This is a genomic window from Ruegeria sp. HKCCA4812 (assembly GCF_013034245.1).
Lineage (GTDB): Bacteria > Pseudomonadota > Alphaproteobacteria > Rhodobacterales > Rhodobacteraceae > Ruegeria.
In genome coordinates this window covers 284,359-300,416 of sequence record NZ_WQFQ01000001.1, presented here as the reverse complement: position 1 = coordinate 300,416, position 16,058 = coordinate 284,359, and the positions used below count along the sequence as shown (strand labels likewise).

General features: G+C 58.9%; 15 protein-coding genes and 1 pseudogene. 10 read left to right on the top strand and 6 right to left on the bottom strand.

What is annotated here, in order from left to right:
- Positions 1–41: 41 nt before the first annotated feature.
- From GOW04_RS01495 to GOW04_RS01485, 3 genes and pseudogenes are all read left to right on the top strand, one after another.
- Positions 42–968: pseudogene (locus GOW04_RS01495) on the top strand (NAD(P)-dependent oxidoreductase); the annotation flags it as partial.
- Positions 969–971: 3 nt separating this feature from the next.
- Positions 972–1,853, top strand: coding sequence for a DMT family transporter (locus tag GOW04_RS01490; protein ID WP_171231336.1), 882 nt, complete (start codon positions 972–974; stop codon positions 1,851–1,853).
- Entirely contained in the window at positions 1,850–2,713 is an 864-nt protein-coding gene (locus GOW04_RS01485; protein ID WP_171227992.1) for a sugar kinase, read from the top strand. Before GOW04_RS01490 ends, GOW04_RS01485 begins: the two co-directional genes overlap by 4 nt.
- Here the strand turns inward: GOW04_RS01485 and GOW04_RS01480 are convergent.
- Positions 2,700–3,896 (bottom strand): mannitol dehydrogenase family protein, encoded by a 1,197-nt coding sequence (locus GOW04_RS01480; protein WP_171231335.1) that lies wholly within the window; start codon positions 3,894–3,896, stop codon positions 2,700–2,702. The two genes, GOW04_RS01485 and GOW04_RS01480, sit on opposite strands and share 14 nt — an antisense overlap.
- The gene (gene uxaC / locus GOW04_RS01475; RefSeq protein ID WP_171232013.1) at positions 3,897–5,240 is read right to left on the bottom strand and encodes a glucuronate isomerase; all 1,344 of its coding nucleotides are present in this window, start codon (positions 5,238–5,240) and stop codon (positions 3,897–3,899) included.
- A 123-nt stretch (positions 5,241–5,363) separates the two neighbouring features.
- Between uxaC and GOW04_RS01470 the strand changes: the two genes are divergently transcribed.
- The 7 genes from GOW04_RS01470 (at position 5,364) to GOW04_RS01440 (ending at position 12,126) form a co-directional block, all read left to right on the top strand.
- Entirely contained in the window at positions 5,364–6,380 is a 1,017-nt protein-coding gene (locus tag GOW04_RS01470; RefSeq protein ID WP_171231334.1) for a Gfo/Idh/MocA family protein, read from the top strand.
- The gene (locus GOW04_RS01465; RefSeq protein WP_171231333.1) at positions 6,377–7,378 is read left to right on the top strand and encodes a Gfo/Idh/MocA family protein; all 1,002 of its coding nucleotides are present in this window, start codon (positions 6,377–6,379) and stop codon (positions 7,376–7,378) included. The genes GOW04_RS01470 and GOW04_RS01465 overlap by 4 nt, the downstream gene beginning before the upstream one ends.
- Positions 7,375–8,427 carry a Gfo/Idh/MocA family protein gene (locus tag GOW04_RS01460; RefSeq protein WP_171231332.1) on the top strand — a complete coding sequence of 351 codons (1,053 nt, stop codon included), beginning with the start codon at positions 7,375–7,377 and terminating at the stop codon, positions 8,425–8,427. Before GOW04_RS01465 ends, GOW04_RS01460 begins: the two co-directional genes overlap by 4 nt.
- Positions 8,424–9,605: a mannonate dehydratase gene (gene uxuA / locus GOW04_RS01455; protein WP_171231331.1), complete on the top strand. Its 1,182-nt coding sequence runs from the start codon at positions 8,424–8,426 to the stop codon at positions 9,603–9,605. The genes GOW04_RS01460 and uxuA overlap by 4 nt, the downstream gene beginning before the upstream one ends.
- A 224-nt stretch (positions 9,606–9,829) precedes the next feature.
- Positions 9,830–10,720, top strand: a complete 891-nt coding sequence (locus tag GOW04_RS01450; protein ID WP_152458543.1) for an NAD(P)-dependent oxidoreductase — start codon at positions 9,830–9,832, stop codon at positions 10,718–10,720.
- 11 nt (positions 10,721–10,731) lie between these two features.
- Positions 10,732–11,595, top strand: coding sequence for a sugar phosphate isomerase/epimerase (locus GOW04_RS01445; RefSeq protein ID WP_171231330.1), 864 nt, complete (start codon positions 10,732–10,734; stop codon positions 11,593–11,595).
- A gap of 111 nt (positions 11,596–11,706) precedes the next feature.
- A complete protein-coding gene (locus GOW04_RS01440; protein ID WP_171231329.1) occupies positions 11,707–12,126 on the top strand; it encodes a secondary thiamine-phosphate synthase enzyme YjbQ in 420 nt (139 codons plus the stop codon).
- Positions 12,127–12,156: 30 nt separating this feature from the next.
- On the opposite strand, the gene GOW04_RS01435 is transcribed toward GOW04_RS01440, so the two are convergent.
- From GOW04_RS01435 to GOW04_RS01420, 4 genes are read right to left on the bottom strand one after another with little or no spacing between them, the layout of a single operon-like run.
- Positions 12,157–12,927, bottom strand: coding sequence for an SDR family oxidoreductase (locus tag GOW04_RS01435; protein WP_171227984.1), 771 nt, complete (start codon positions 12,925–12,927; stop codon positions 12,157–12,159).
- The gene (locus GOW04_RS01430) at positions 12,924–13,964 is read right to left on the bottom strand and encodes a zinc-binding dehydrogenase (RefSeq protein ID WP_171231328.1); all 1,041 of its coding nucleotides are present in this window, start codon (positions 13,962–13,964) and stop codon (positions 12,924–12,926) included. The genes GOW04_RS01435 and GOW04_RS01430 overlap by 4 nt, the downstream gene beginning before the upstream one ends.
- Positions 13,961–15,061 (bottom strand): mandelate racemase/muconate lactonizing enzyme family protein, encoded by a 1,101-nt coding sequence (locus GOW04_RS01425; protein ID WP_171231327.1) that lies wholly within the window; start codon positions 15,059–15,061, stop codon positions 13,961–13,963. Before GOW04_RS01425 ends, GOW04_RS01430 begins: the two co-directional genes overlap by 4 nt.
- Positions 15,058–16,056, bottom strand: a complete 999-nt coding sequence (locus GOW04_RS01420; RefSeq protein ID WP_171231326.1) for an ABC transporter permease — start codon at positions 16,054–16,056, stop codon at positions 15,058–15,060. Before GOW04_RS01420 ends, GOW04_RS01425 begins: the two co-directional genes overlap by 4 nt.
- Positions 16,057–16,058: the final 2 nt, after the last annotated feature.

Below are 16,058 nucleotides of genomic sequence, written 5' to 3'. Positions count from 1 at the left end.
CGAATTAGCATCCAAACCGCGAAACCGCACACGCCAGACACAAGAATGAAAACCACACACATTCACGGAAAGGGAAACCAATGAGCAAACCATCAATCGGGTTTATCGGCCTGGGTCTCATGGGCGGAGCCATGGTGAGCCGGCTGTTGGACCAGGGATACTCGGTCACCGTGTTGGGAAACCGAGACCGCACACATCTGGACGCCGCCATTGACCGGGGCGCTCGCGAGGCGCAAAACGCCCGGGAACTGGCTCAGGCCAGCGACTTCGTGATGCTGTGCATGGGAACCTCTGAACAGGTCGAGGGCCGTATGCGCGGCGCTGATGGAGTGATCGCGGGATTGAAACCCGGGGCGATCGTCATCGACTTTGGCACCTCACTTCCGGGCAGCACGCGCGCCCTGGCCAAGGAGGTTGCCGCAGCCGGCGGAAGCTATCTTGATGCGCCGCTTGGCCGGACGCCCTCGCACGCGCTGGAAGGCAAGCTCAACATCATGACTTCCGGCGACAAGGCGGCCTTTGACAAGGCCGAGCCGACACTAAAGGACCTGGGCGAGAACGTCTTTTACCTTGGCCCGGTCGGATCGGGACACACCATCAAACTGATCAACAACTTCTTCGGAATGACCGTTGCGAACGCGATGGCCGAGGCCTTTGCCATGGCCGACATCACCGGCGTTGACCGCAAGCAGCTGTACGACGTGATGGCCGCAGGGCCGCTGCATTCCGGAATGATGGATTTCGTGAAGGCCTACGGTGTCGAGAATGATCCAAACCAGCTGGCCTTTGCCATCAAGAACGCTGCAAAAGACCTTGGGTACTATGATCGAATGGCGCGCGAGGCAGGCGTTTCAAGCGTGATGTCGCAGGGGGCGCTTTCGGCGCTGAAGGACGCGCGCGACCACGGTCAGGCGGATGACATGGTCAGCCAGATGGTTGACTACTACGTCAAGCGTTTCAACACCTGATCGATGGGCGTCACCGCCAACCCCACTGCGGACCTGCCGCGCCTTGGCATCGTGCTGATGCTGATGGCGTGGCTGATCTTTTCGCTGGTGGACCTTGGGGCCAAGTGGTTGGCGTTGGCCGGCGTGCCGGCATTTCAGTTGGCGTTCATGCGCTATGCGGGGCACTTCGTGATCTCGGTGGTTGTGATCGCCAAAGGTGGGATTGAGGCCGGCCGGTTCAAAACGGACCATCCATGGCAAGTCATAAGCCGGGCCTTGTTGCTGATCTCGGCGACCGTTTTCAATTTCTATGCCCTGCGGTTTTTGCCTCTGACCGTCGTATCGGCAATCATGTTTTCCAGCCCGGTCATCGTGTGCTTCCTGTCCGTCTTCGTGTTGAAAGAAAGCGTGGGCCCATGGCGTTGGGCGGCCATCATCCTGGGATTTCTGGGGGTGTTGGTTGTCGTGCGGCCGTTTGGTTCGGCCTTTCATCCAACCATGTTGCTGATCGTCTACAACGCCACGGCGTTGGCCCTGTACTCGATCATGACGCGCAGGCTGTCCGGAGTTGTTGCCGTGGACACCATGCAATTCTACCTCGGGCTTACCGGGACTGTGGTTCTGTTGCCCTTCGCCCTCTGGTTCTGGGTCCAGCCGGAAAACACCTGGAGCCTGATTGTCCTGATCGGCCTTGGCGTCTTTGGCTGGGGCGGGCATCAACTGCTGACGAACGCGCATCGGTTCGGAACGGCCAACCAGTTGATGCCATTTACCTATTCGTTCCTAGTCTATGTTGCGATCTGGGGTTATCTGTTCTTTGACACGGTACCCGACGCATTCACGTTGGCAGGGGCTGCGCTTATCATGGCTGCCGGTCTCATCATCTGGAAAAGAGAAAAGAAATGACGCGAATTGCCTGCATCGGCGAAGCAATGATTGAATTGTCCATGCTGGAAACCGGCGCAAAGGTCGGCGTCGCGGGGGATACGCTGAACACAGCCATCTACATGCGCCGCGCAGCGCCTGACCTGCAGGTGGAGTATGTGACATGTTTGGGTGACGACCCGTTTTCGGGGCGCATCGCGGACTTCATCGACAGCCATCGCATCGGGACATCCGGCATCCGTATCATTCCGAACGCCTCTCCTGGATTATACGCAATCACGACATCCGCGGACGGTGAACGCAGCTTTACCTATTGGCGCAGTGAGGCGGCCGCCCGCCAGCTTTTTGCCGATCACAATTTCAGCCCGCTAAATGGTTACGACGTGCTCTACTTGTCAGGTATTTCCGTGGCCATTCTTCCGCATGCGGTTCGGCTTGCACTTCTGGACTGGCTCGAAGGTTCTTCCGTCCGGTTGGTCTATGACAGCAACTTTCGTCCGCGTCTTTGGGACAGCGTTGAACACGCCCGGCAGATCAACCAGCGGCTTTGGCGGCGTGCTGACATTGCCCTGCCATCCATCGACGACGAGATGGCACTGTTCGGGGAAAGCGCGGATCAGGTGGCAGCACGCTTTGCCGTCCATCACGGCATCGGTGCGTTGAAACGCGGAGAGAATGGCCCTCTGTCCATCGGTCAGAACATTGAACAAACCTATGAACCTGCCAAGAGCGTACTGGATACCACAGCAGCGGGCGACAGTTTCAACGGTGGGTACCTCGCGGCCTTGCTGACCGGGAAATCACAGGCCGAGGCCCTGATGGCTGGACACAATCTGGCATCCACCGTTGTTCAGTTCCGCGGCGCCATCATTCCCGGATAAGTGGCGCGAGGTCTTCGGCGCCGACAAGACGCAAAAGCGGCACTAGCGGATTTTGCTGCTTTACCGCTGCGTCAATCTCCGACGCGCAAGGATCATTCAGCGCCCTGCCCTTGGCGGTCTCGGACGTGCAATAGGAAATCCAGGCCCGCACCCCCGCGATCACCGCCTGAGACCCGGTTTCACGGAGTGTGGGAATAAACCGATAGGACAGCTTTTGGCTGCCATCCATCGCTATTTGGTCCAAACGGTGCGCCAGCTCGGGGTTTTCAAACCGGCGCAAGAGAGCCTCGGCATAGTCCATGACCTGCGCTTGCAGCGCAGCGGGCAGCGTTGCGCCCGCATCCTTCATCAACCCGGAAACCAGCGGGCGCAAAACCGGGTCTCGAACCGCTTCGTGAACGTAGGTCAGGCCCCGCTCCAAACCTGCATAAGCCAACAGGGAATGGGCACCGTTCAACATGCGCAGCTTTCGCATCTCGTGCGGGGCCACATCATCGACCAGTTGCACGCCAGGCCAATCCGGATGCGGACCGGCAAAATTGTCTTCGACCACCCACTCCGAGAACGCTTCGGTCGGAACGGCCATTGGGTCGCCGCTGATTGCGCGAACGGCGTCCGTAGTGGCCGGGGTAATCCGGTCGACCATCGCGTTGGGAAAGCAAACGGCATCCCAATTGACGTCCAGACCGGCTGCATTCGCAAAATCGGAAACGGCCATCTCGAGCGTTTTTCCGTTTTCCATGCGGTTGTCGCAACTCAGCACCGTCACTGGCTTTCGCCGTTCCGCAAGGCCAAAAGCCAGAAACCCGATCAGCGTCGCAGGCCCTTGCCCCGCCAGATCGGCGGCAATCGCCGAGTCCTGAAGGTTCAGCTTGCCCGCGGCATCCAAATGATAACCTTTCTCGGTCACGGTCGCCGAGATAATCTCGGCATCCGCCATCGCGTCTAAAACCGCTGCACGATCCTCGGGCGCGACCAGAACGTCCCGCAGAGCCTTGATGCGCCGGACGCCCTGCCCCTGTACGCACAGGTCGTACTCGAAACCCTGACGGGCCAATCCATCCCGAACCGAGGATGAACGCAGGCTGACGCCGACAACGTCCCATCCGCCCGCTTGATCGGTGTAGTCCAGCAAATGCGCCCGGGCAAAGTTTCCAAGGCCGAAATGAAGAATTGTACCCATTTAGCTTTGCAACCCGTAAACCTGTTTCGCCAGATCAACCGCCAGCAACCGCGCAAGATGCTCGGCACTGTCCCGACCGAAGTAACCGCGCGCAACCTGCTCGGCCAGATGAATCGCCACTCCCCGCCGCCAAAGGTCGTGTCGTGCAGGAATGGACAGAAAGGCTCGCGTGTCGTCATTGAATCCGGCCAAATTGAAATATCCGGCCGTTTCAACAACCTGATCGAAATACCGCGCAATCCCGGCTGGGCTGTCATGGAACCACCAAGGCGGCCCTATCCGAAGGCATGGCCAATGTCCCGCCATCGGGGCCAGTTCACGGGCATAGGAGCTTTCGTCCAGTGTAAACAGAATGATGCGCAGTTCCGCCGTGTTTCCGACCCGGTTCAACAGTGCCTCAAGGCCCGTGACCCAGTCCATCGCTATTGGAATGTCGGCCCCCTTATCCCGTCCGAAGTCCCGCATTACAGCGGGGTTCGTGTTGCGCTTGCTCCCAGCATGTATCTGCATGGTAAGACCATCATCGACAGACATCTGTGCCATTTCGATCAGCATATGCCCATAGAACCGGCGAGCATCCTGTTCGGTCCCTTCCCTCCGTCTCAGCCGCTGGTACATCGCATCCGGATCTTCCAGCCACTCGGTCTGCACGCGTTCGATACCGTGGTCGGTGGCTGTACAGCCCAGCTGGATGAAATAAGCCCGCCGCATCCGCAGCGCATCGAGATAGCCATCATAGCTGCCCAGATCGCAACCTGTCAGTTCAGCCAACTTGTTCAGGTTCTGTACGAACTCCGGATCCGCCCCATCCAAAACCCCGTCTGGGCGGAACGTCGGAACAACCCGCCCGCCCCAACCGCTTGCACGGATCTCCTGATGCTCCACGAGGCCGTCGAGAGCGGAATCCGTGGTGGCCAGAACCTCGATCCCGAACCTGTCGAACAAAGCCCTCGGGCGAAATTCGGGTTGCGCGAGCTTTTCTGAGATCTTTTCATAGATCAGGTCTGCCGTGCGCGAAGACAACTCGTCAGACACGCCCAGCGTTTCATGCAGAACGTAGTTCATCCAGATCCGGGATGGCGTTCCCAGAAACAGATGCCAGTGTTCGGAAAAGGTGCGAAAAACGGCGCGAGGATCCTTCTTTCGCCCCTCTTCCCCAACGCCGAGTTCTGACAAGGGAACGCCCTGCGAATAGAGCATACGGAACACGTAGTGGTCGGGAACCACCAACAGCTCTGCCGGGTTGGGAAACGGCGCATCGGTTGCAAACCACCCCGGATCGCAGTGACCATGCGGAGACACGATCGGCAGGTCCTTGATGCACAGATACAGGTCTTCTGCCATCCCATTCAAATTGCCAGTCAATTCTGCCTCCGATACTGCCGCCCGCAATTGTTAACACAGTTTTTAATGGTTGCATCTTTCCCGTTCGAACCCGCAGACTGACCGGGTGATCCGGGGGATTGAATGAATATAGCGTTGATTGGTTTGGGGATGGTTTCTGGCACGCATGTCGCCGCCATTCGGGCATCGGAACAAGGCCTCAGTCTTGCCGGCGTCCTCGGGCGCAATCCTGAAAAAACAGCTGAGTTCGCGCGGCGAAACGATACCCGCGCATTCGGCTCGGTTGAGGAAATTGCAAACGACCCAAACGTTGACTTTGCGATTATCGCAACCCCGCCCGATCAGCGCACAGAGTTGGTGCGGGTTCTTTCGACCGCTTCGAAACCGATCCTTATGGAAAAACCCATCGAAAGAACGCTGGACGCCGCGACAGCCATTGTCGAGCAGTGCCAGATGTCTGGCGTGCCGCTGGGCATCGTCTTTCAGCACCGCGCCCGCGCCGCCTCGCAGGCGCTGAAATCAGCCATCGAACAGGACGAGTTGGGCGCGATCGCCACGGTCGAGATCCGTGTCCCCTGGTGGCGCGATCAAAGCTACTATGACGAACCGGGTCGCGGCACTTATGCACGCGACGGTGGCGGCGTCATGATCTCGCAGGCAATCCACACGCTTGACTTAGCGATGTGGATGCTGGGGCCGATCTCGAACATTCAGGCCGTGATGAGGAAAACTCCACTACACGATCTCGAGGCCGAGGATTGGGCAGGTGCAGTCTTTGAAATGGACAGCGGCGCGGTGGGCACGTTGATGGCAACCACCGCCGAATTTCCCGGGTCTGCTGAGTCCATCACGATCCAGGGCACCCTAGCCAAAGCGCATCTGGAGTCAGGTGCCCTGACCGTGACCACTTTCGACGGCCGGGAATCCACGGTCGGCGAGACCGCCGCCACAGGCGGAGGGGCCGATCCCATGGCGTTCACACATGCCTGGCACCAGGCGGTCATCGAGGATTTTGCCAAGGCCGTTTCCAGTGGAACGCTGCCCATGGCCACCGGACACAGTGCCCTTTTGACACACGCCGTCATAGACGCGATGCAGATCGCCAATCAAACCGGCCAGAAAACACGGGTCATCTCATGAGCCTGACCTGCGTCGCCCTTGGCCTGGACCACCGCCATATCTATGGCATGACAGAAAACATGCGCAAAATCGGCGTGGACTGCGTTGGCTATTGGACACAAGGCGATCCGGAAACGCTGGCGGGCTACGTCAAAAGGTTTCCCGATATTCCGCGGCTGGCCCGACTGGAAGACGCCCTGACCTGCGGCGCGGATCTGGCGCTGATTTCGGCAATACCGGCAGATAGGGCCGCGTTGACGATCCGCGCCATGCAGAATGGCATGGATGTCATGAGCGACAAGCCGGGCTGCACGACGTTCGAACAACTCGAGCAAATCAAGCAAACGGTCGCGGACACCGGTCGGATCTGGTCGGTGAACTTCTCGGAGCGGTTCGAAACGCCCGTCAGCACCCGGGCCACCGAGCTGGTCGAGGCCGGTGCCATCGGGCGCGTGGTCCAGACGGTCGGACTTGGCCCACACCGATTGAACCGGGCGACCCGGCCAGAATGGTTTTTTCAGCGTGACCGATATGGCGGCATTCTGACCGACATCGCCTCTCATCAGATTGATCAGTTCCTGCACTACACGGGTTCGAAAACCGCAGAAATCACGAACGCCTATGTGGCGAACTATGCAAACCCTCAAGATCCCGGACTGCAGGATTTCGGCGAGGTCAATCTGCGCAGCGAGAATGGCACCGGATACATCCGGGTTGACTGGTTCACGCCGGAGGCCTTGCCGAACTGGGGGGATGGTCGTCTGACGATCCTGGGCACCGAAGGATATATCGAGTTGCGGAAATACGTCGATGTGGGCGGAGCCGTAGGGACAGATCATCTGATCCTCGTCAATGGTGAAACCTGCCAAAAGATTGACGCCTCCGACGCCGGCCTTCCCTACTTCGCGCGATTGGCCGATGACATCCGCAACCGGACCGAAACCGCGATGTCGCAGACCCACTGCTTTACGGTCATGGAACTGGCACTGCGCGCGCAGGAAATGGCGGAACGCAGATGATCAACGTTGCGATCCTCGGCGCAGGTATCGGTGCGCAACATCTGGACGCTCTGGAACGGCTTGACCGCACCTTTTGCGTAGCCGCCGTGGTCGACCAGAACACGGACCGGATCGAACAGATACGGCAGAACTCGGGTTTTCAAGCATTGACCAACATTCAGGATGCTCTGGATGATCCCGCGATTGATGTCATCGACATCTGCCTGCCGCCCCATCTGCATGTACCAATCACGCTTGCGGCACTGGCTGCTGGAAAACACGTTGTCTGCGAAAAGCCTCTTGCGACCTCGATGCAGGATGTGGATCGGATCACGGCAGCCGCACGCAGCGCGGGCAAGCAGGTGTTCCCGGTCTTTCAATACCGGTGGGGCCCGTCACTGGCCCAACTGCGCCACCTACAACGCGCAGGCCTGACCGGAGCGGTCCAAACTGCCGCGCTTGAAACCCATTGGTCCCGAGGGGCAGACTATTACGCGGTGCCGTGGCGCGGAACATGGGCGGGTGAACGCGGCGGCGCGGTTCTGGGCCATGCCATCCACAACCATGATCTGCTGACTCATATTGCGGGTGATATCGCCTGGGTGTCTGCGATGACCACAACGCGGGTCAACCCGATCGAGACCGAAGACTGCGCCGCGATCTGCTTCGGCATGACTTCCGGAGCCTTGTGCACAAGCAATATCACCTTGGGCGCAGCCAAGGACGAAACCCGCCTGCGGTTCGTCTTTGAAAAGGTGACTGCCACTTCTGGCACCGAACCTTACGCTCCGGGTCAAACGCCCTGGTCATTCGTCGCACGGGATCCGGCGGATCAAGCCGCTATCGACGCGGCTCTTGCCGCTGCCGCTGCCGAACCAACGGGGTTCGAAGGGTTCTTTACTGAAATCGGCAAGGCGCTGCGGTCCGAGGCAAATTCGGCCGTTACGTTGAAGGATGGCGCTGCGTCCATCGGCCTTGTGACGGCGATTTATCACGCGGCGCGTACCGGGCAGCGCGTTGCTCTTCCTGTCAGGCCCGATCACCCGCTGTATGAAGGATGGCTGCCATGAAACAATGTTGGCGTTGGTTCGGACCCGAGGATCCGATCGCCCTGGCCGATCTCCATCAGGTCGGGGTTCAGGGCATCGTCACCGCGCTGCATCACATCCCTCCGGGACAGCCCTGGGATGAACAGAGCATCGCCGACCGGCAGGCCGTTCTGGCCGCGGCCGGGTACAGTTGGGACGTTGTCGAAAGCCTGCCCGTCTCCGAGGCGATCAAGACGCAGTCGGCGGACATGGCCGAGCATCTGAAGGCGTACAAATCCAGCCTCCGGGCCCTGTCCGCCCGTGGCGTCAAAGTCGTTTGCTACAACTTCATGCCGATCCTGGATTGGACGCGCACCGCCCTTCGCGCCCCGCAGCCGCATGGCGGAACGGCCATGCTGTTCGACCTGACCGACTTTGCTGTATTTGACATACATATTCTCGAACGTCCGGGCGCGCCCGAAGACTATTCCAGCGCCGTCCAGCAAACGGCCAAGAATCGCTTCTTGCACATGTTGGATGAATCCAAAGCCCAGTTACAGCACAATGTCACTGCGGGATTGCCCGGCGCCAACGATCAGTGGAGCGTGCAGGACGTGCGCGCTTTGTTGCAGACATATGCGCATATCGACCGTGACCGGCTGCGCGCAAACCTTGTCGATTTCCTGTCCGAGGTCGCTCCAGTGGCCCAAGAACTGGGGCTGCGCTTGTGCTGCCATCCTGATGACCCGCCATTCTCGTTGCTTGGCCTGCCGCGGATCATGTCCAGGTCCGATGACTACGGCGCCGTTTTGGATGCCGTTGATATACCGTCGAATGGTGCAACGTTGTGTACCGGATCCCTGGGTGTTTCCCCTGAATTCGATGGGCCGGATTTCGTGCGCCGGCATGGCGGCCGGATTCACTTTGTTCACTTGCGAAATACCCGACGCATCGCAGGGTCGGACAGACAGAAGCCGGATTTCTACGAGGCCCCGCATCTGGAGGGCGACACCGACATGGTCGGAACCATTCGCGAGTTGATGAACGAACAGCGCCGCCGCAAATCCCAAGGACGCAGCGACTGGCAAATTCCGATGCGGCCTGACCACGGACAAGAACTGCTGAGCGATCTGGGCGGACACAGCACTCCGGGCTATCCGCTGATCGGGCGCATGCGCGGGCTGGCGGAACTGCGCGGCATAATGGCGGCGTTCTCATGACGCGTCCGGTCAGGCGGTTTCTTCCCGCCCGGAACACTTCTTTGCTTGCCTGAACGCCGCATTCTTCGTTTACTTACGGCACGTAAACGGGCAGCGGGGTGTCTTCCGGACTCGCCCGGCGTCTGTTCAAGACGCGTGAAACTCCCGCGAAAACCGATGCGATTGGGCATCATTTTTCGAAACGTCTGCCATACGGAAATGGCGGAAAAACGGGAGGAGTCCAAATGAAAACTGCAGGCGTAATCGGTCTTGGCGACATGGGCAGCGGCCTTGCCAAGAACCTGATCAAGAATGGCTTTGAAACATCAGGTTTCGACCTGAGCGAGACACGCATGACGGCATTTGCCGACATGGGCGGCCTGCCCAAGAACAGCGTTGGACAGGTTGGTCGTCACGCCGACAGCGTATTTGTCATGGTGATGAACGGAGATCAGGCCCGCGATGTCATTCTGGGTGAAGACGGGCTGGTTGCGAATATGGCCAAAGGCGGAACGGTCATCCTGTCGGCGACCATTACCCCCGCCGAAGCCCACGCTATCGGGCAAGACATGGAGGGCTCGGGCATTCATCTGATCGACACGCCGGTCTCGGGTGGGTTTCCCGGCGCGCAAAACGGCACATTGACGATGATGGCTGCCGCCGCAGCGGATGTGCTGGACCGAAACGCCGAAGTCATGCAGGCAGTGTCAGCAACCATTCATCGGGTCGGAGAAAACGCCGGCGACGGCCAAACCGTGAAAGCCTGCCTGCAATCCCTTATCGGATCGATCTTTTCCGCCACATTCGAGGCTGCGGCCCTGGCGGCCAAAGCCGGTGTCAGCGGTCAGGCATTGCTTGACGTGTTCTCATCCTCTAGCGCGGGGTGCGGTGTGGTGAATACCGCCCTTGAAAACATCATTGATCGCAAGTTCGAAGCTACCGGCAGCCACATCGCAACCATGCACAAGGACCTGACGATCTCTCTGGCACTGGCCGGTACGTTGGGCGTTCCGATGCATACAGCCTCGTCCGCAATGCAGATCTTTCACGCCGGAAAAACCAAATACCCGAACGGCGACAATTGGGTGTGTACCCGCGTCATCGAAGAGATCGTTGGCGCAGAATTGCATCGCTGAGGGGGCTGAACATGAAACTAGGTGTGATTTGCGACGGCATTTCCCGCGATTTGCGGCATGCCGTTGACGTGATGGACGAATTCGGTCTGGACTATGCAGAGCTTCAGTTCGTTGGTGATACGGAGGTTGGGGACCATTCCCCGCAGCAAATTGCCGAGATCGACGCGCTCTTGCGTGACCGGGGCAAGCCTGTGTCCTGTCTGTCGCGCCATATCTTTGCCGGGATGACAGCTGCAAACAGGCCCGGTGACGACCTGCACACCGGGCACATGGACGCCTTGAAACGCGTAATCGACATGGCGCATGTTGTTGGGTCTCCGCTGGTTCGGATCATGACCCAACGAAAAGAGCAGATACTCTGGGGAAAAAACGGCGCCGAAAAGTGGAACGTAGCACATGGGGTATGGGACTCGATGCCTCCGTTAATCGCGCCAGCGGTTGAGCTGGCAAGGGCCGAGGGCGTGACGTTAGTCGTAGAAACCGGAAACGGCACCCTGGTCAACTCCAACTATACAGCCCGCAAGCTGATTGACGAGTTGGATGCGAAGGATGCGTTGAAAGTTCTTTGGGACCCCGGAAACAACTGCTGGTGCCATGAACTGGCATACCCGGACGGTTACGAAGAACTGCGCGGCGGCTATCTGGGGCACATTCACATCAAGGACGTGAAGGTCGACACGCCACGGGCAACACTGGAAGTGCGCCGCATGGGGGAAGGTCAGCTTGCGCCTCTGTTCCAACCCATCGCCGACGCTCTCCGATCCGACGGCTATGATGGCGTGATTTCATTCGAAAGCGTTTATCATCCCGGCAACGGAAAATTCGAAGATGGGTTTCGTCTGTGCATAGACAGGTTCAAAAGCCTGTTTGCATGAAAGAAAGCTATAGAGTGTTATTAATCAGATACTTAAGCCTCAAAGTTGAATGCCGTATGGGGTGCGGAAAGCTGGGCGCATTCGCGCAAGATCAAGGAAAGGGTCTGATGGATGAAGCAAGAGTTTTTTGAGCTGTCCATTGAAACGCCCGGCAAATCCCTCACCGACATCAGCGGGATTGTTCAGCGTGCGGTGTCCGAACATAGATTTGGCTCGGGTCTGCTGACCCTTTGGTGCGTCCACACAGGTGCCGCGCTGTTGGTACAGGCCAATGCCGATCCCGAAGTGGTCAAGGATATCGAGACGTTCTTCGAGAAACTCGTACCCAAGTCACCAGGCAAGTATCGCCACCGCCCGACCGAAGACGACAACGCCCCGTCGCATCTGCGGGCGCTGTTGACGCAAACTCAGGTATCGATCCCGGTCGAACAGGGGCAGCTTCCGCTGGGCCGCGTGCAAAGCCTGTACCTGTTCGAACATCGCGAGGCACCTAAAACCCGCCGGCTGAAGGTGCACTATATCGGGGATTGATGCCTTGGGTCCCATGGAGGGTTGACGGTGCTACCGCCCCATCCAGCCCCCGTCGACGACAAGGATTTCACCGTTGACGTAGTCCGACGCGGCAGAAGCCAGAAAGACCACCGGTCCGGCAAAATCACCAGGCGTACCCCAGCGGCCCTGAGGTGTTCGTTCCAGGATCGACTTCGACCGGACCGGATCGTCCTGCAGGGCTTGGGTATTGTCGGTCGCGATGTAACCAGGGGCGATCGCATTCACGTTCACGCCCTGCCCGGCCCATTCGTTGGCCAAAGCTTTGGTAAGCTGTCCAATCCCGCCTTTCGAGGCCGCGTAGCCCGGCACAGTGATTCCCCCCTGAAATGTCAGCAGCGATGCAGTGAAGATAATCTTCCCCGAGCCGCGTGCCAGCATGTCCTTGCCGATCTCGCGAGACAGAACGAACTGCGAGGACAGGTTCACCTCGATCACTTCGTCCCACCAGTCGTCCGGGTGTTCGGCGACGGGTTTGCGTTTGATTGTGCCGGCATTGTTGACAAGGATATCAATAGTTTGTCCGTCTGCCCTCAACTGATCAATAAACGCATGCAGCGCAGCGCGATCCGAGAAGTCGCATTGGTAAGCCCGGAAATTGCGTCCCATCGCCGTAACGGCTTTTTCGACATCAGACCCGGACAGCTCGAGCGAGGCCGACACTCCGATGATATCAGCTCCGGCCGATGCCAATGCCTCGGCCATGCCGCGCCCGATGCCGCGCTTGCACCCGGTCACAAGGGCCGTTTTTCCCGTCAGGTCGAAACTTTGCAAAACACTCATGAACGCGGTCCTACTTCGATCAGGCTTTTCATTGCGGTTGGGCTGCGATCCAGTGCTTCGAACGCTGCCTGAATGTCTGCCAGAGGGCTTACGTCGGTAATCACAACATCCGCGTCCACTCCGCCCGAGGCAACAACTGCGATGGCTTTCTCGTAATCCTCCGGCTCATAGACCCGAGCACCGATCAGTTGCAGTTCTCGCCAGAAGAATTGGAACAGGTCGATCTGGGGCTTTTGGGCATGGATCGCGACCATCACGATCCGGGCCCGCGTCGCGGCAACGGCGGTCATCGCATCAACACCGGGCTGCGTTCCCGATACCTCGAAAACCACATCCGCCCCTTTGTCGCCCGTGCGCGCGTTGATCGTCGTCACCAGATCGGTTTCGATTGGGTTGATCGTGTCAAAACCAAGCTTTTCGGCAATCGCCAGACGGTTCGGATTCACTTCGGAGATCACGACATTGCCACCCGCGTCCCGCGCGACCATGGCAACCAGTATACCGATCGGGCCGCCGCCGATGACGACAACGTCCTCGCCAAGTTGCAGGCCAGACAGCCGCACATCGTGGCAGGCAACGGCGACCGGCTCGATCAGCGCCGCGTGATCCATGCGCAAGTCATCCGGCAGAACGTGCAACGTGTGGGCCGGAACAGTCCAGATCTCTTGCATCGCGCCATCGGTGTCGAGGCCGAGAAACTTGAGATTCTGACAGATATGCTGATGCCCCCGCTTGCAAGCTGGGCATTCTCCGCAGTGATCAAGCGGTCGGACAACGACCTTCTGGCCGGGCGTTATCGTATCGACGCCCTCGCCCACCGCTTCGACGACACCTGACATCTCATGCCCAATCACCCGGTTCAGGCCGACGCGGGCATCCATGTTGCCGTGGTAGACGTGCATATCCGTCCCGCAAATCCCGCAATAGGCAACGCGAATGGAGACCTCGCCGGGGCCCGGAACTGTCGCCGCGGCCTGTTCTACGGCAAAGCTCTTATTGCCCCGATAATACGCCGCAGAGATCGTCTGGGTCGTCATGTATGCATCTCCTTGTGTTCCTCATTCAGTTTGTCCCAGTCGAATTCCACTCCGGTTCCCGGCGTATCCGGGGCCACGGCCAGGCAGTTTTCCACAACCAGCGGACGGGTCGTGTACTGGTCTATCGGGAATGAGTGTACTTCCAGCCACCCCGCGTTGGGTTGCGCCGAAACGAGGCTGACGTGCAATTCCTGCATGCCATGGCTGCAAACCGGAATGCCATGCTGAGCGCTCAGCGCGGCCACGCGCAACCAGCCGGTGATCCCGCCGCAATTTGAGGCATCGGGCTGGATGAAACTCAGCTTCGCATCATCAAAGGCGTACTCGAATTCGTGAATCGTGTGCAGGTTTTCACCCATGGCAAGGGGAACGCCCGTGGCTTCGGCAATTCGGCCATAGCCTTTGTAATCATCTGGAATAGTCGGTTCCTCGAACCACAGGATATCGCAGTCGGCGAACCCTCGGGCGGCCTCGATGGCCTGTTCGACGCTCATGGAGTAATTCGCATCGACCATGAAGAACCGGTCCGGTCCCAGCATCTCGCGCACCGCCCGGGCGCGCGCCAGATCATCGGCCAGATCCGGTTGACCGACCTTGATCTTGACCGCGTTGAACCCACGCGCAAGGTAGCCTTCGGTCTGGCGCAGCAGTTTCTCCAACGAGAAATTCAGGTCGATCCCGCCAGCATAGGCCTTGCACTGTTTGGACGCTCCGCCGGCCATTTGCCACAGCGGTGCATTCTGCGTTCTGCCGCGAATGTCCCAAAGGGCAATATCCACGGCCGAAATAGCAAACGAGGCGATCCCGCCCCGTGCAACGTAGTGCACATGCCACTGCATGGCATCGTACAGGCTTTCGATCTGTTCGGCGTCTTGTCCAACCAGGAACGGCGCTAGGTCATGCTGGATCATCGCCAAGATGGCATGACCGCCCTTGCCGCCCGTATAGGTATACCCAACCCCCTCGACCCCATCCGACGTTTGAATGGTGACGGTGATCAATTGAAAGAACGTGTGATCCCCATGTTTGGCATCGACCAGGACTTCGGCGAGCGGGACGTTGAACAGCCGCGCTGAAACACTTTCTATGCGATTCACGAACCCAAGACCTTCTGCTGCCTGGCAATAACCCGAGACTGTAAAAGGATGACCGCAAAAAGAAAGCCTCCACGTATGACCATCTGCCAATAGGCGCTGAAACTGATGGTCCCCTGACCGTTTTCAAAGTTCAGAACGTTGAACACCAGACCCAGCAAAAGCGCTCCGGCCACGGTCGCAGGGATCGACCCCATCCCACCTGTCAACAAGGTGCCGCCCACAACGACGGACGCGATGGCCGACAATTCCCAGCCAATACCCTCAAGGGGTTGTCCGGCTCCAAAGCCCGAGGCCAGAAAGACGCCAGCCAGCCCTGCGCAGCCGCCCGAAAGCAGGTAGACGAAAGCCTTGGCGCGATTCACCTTCAGCCCCATGAGGTTCGAGGCATCTTCGCTGCCACCGATCGCCAAGACGGTCCGCCCGATGGTTGTTCTTTCCAGCACCAGCCAAAGTGCCAGCGCCAGTCCGGCCACGATGACGATTGCCCATGGAAACAAGCCGAACGCCTGCCCCATGCCAAGCTTGGTGAAATTCGACCCCCAATCAACCGAAATTGTCTGGGCGCCCGAAATCACCAATGCGCCGCCTTTTGCGGCAAGCATCGTCGCCAAAGTGGCAATGAAGGGCGGGATGCGAAGGATGATAATACAAAAGGCGTTGATCGCTCCGAAGCCCACCCCGGCAAGCACGGCCCCCGGCAGCGCAACCTGAATCCCGTATGGGCTGAGATAGGCCGCAACAACCGAGGTAAAGGCCGCCACGGATCCAACCGACAGATCAATTCCGCCGGTCATGATCACAAAACACATGCCCAGCGCAATCGCGATGAACATCGCGTTGTAATTCAGGAAAGACGAGAAATTGTAGGCGCTGCCAAAGTTGTCATAGCGCATCACCCCAAACAGGATCAAAGCCAGCAGTGCGATCCACACTGTCACCGAAGCAGAATTGCGCCGAAGGTACTTTCGCAGGTCAAAAGCCGTTTCATCCAACATCG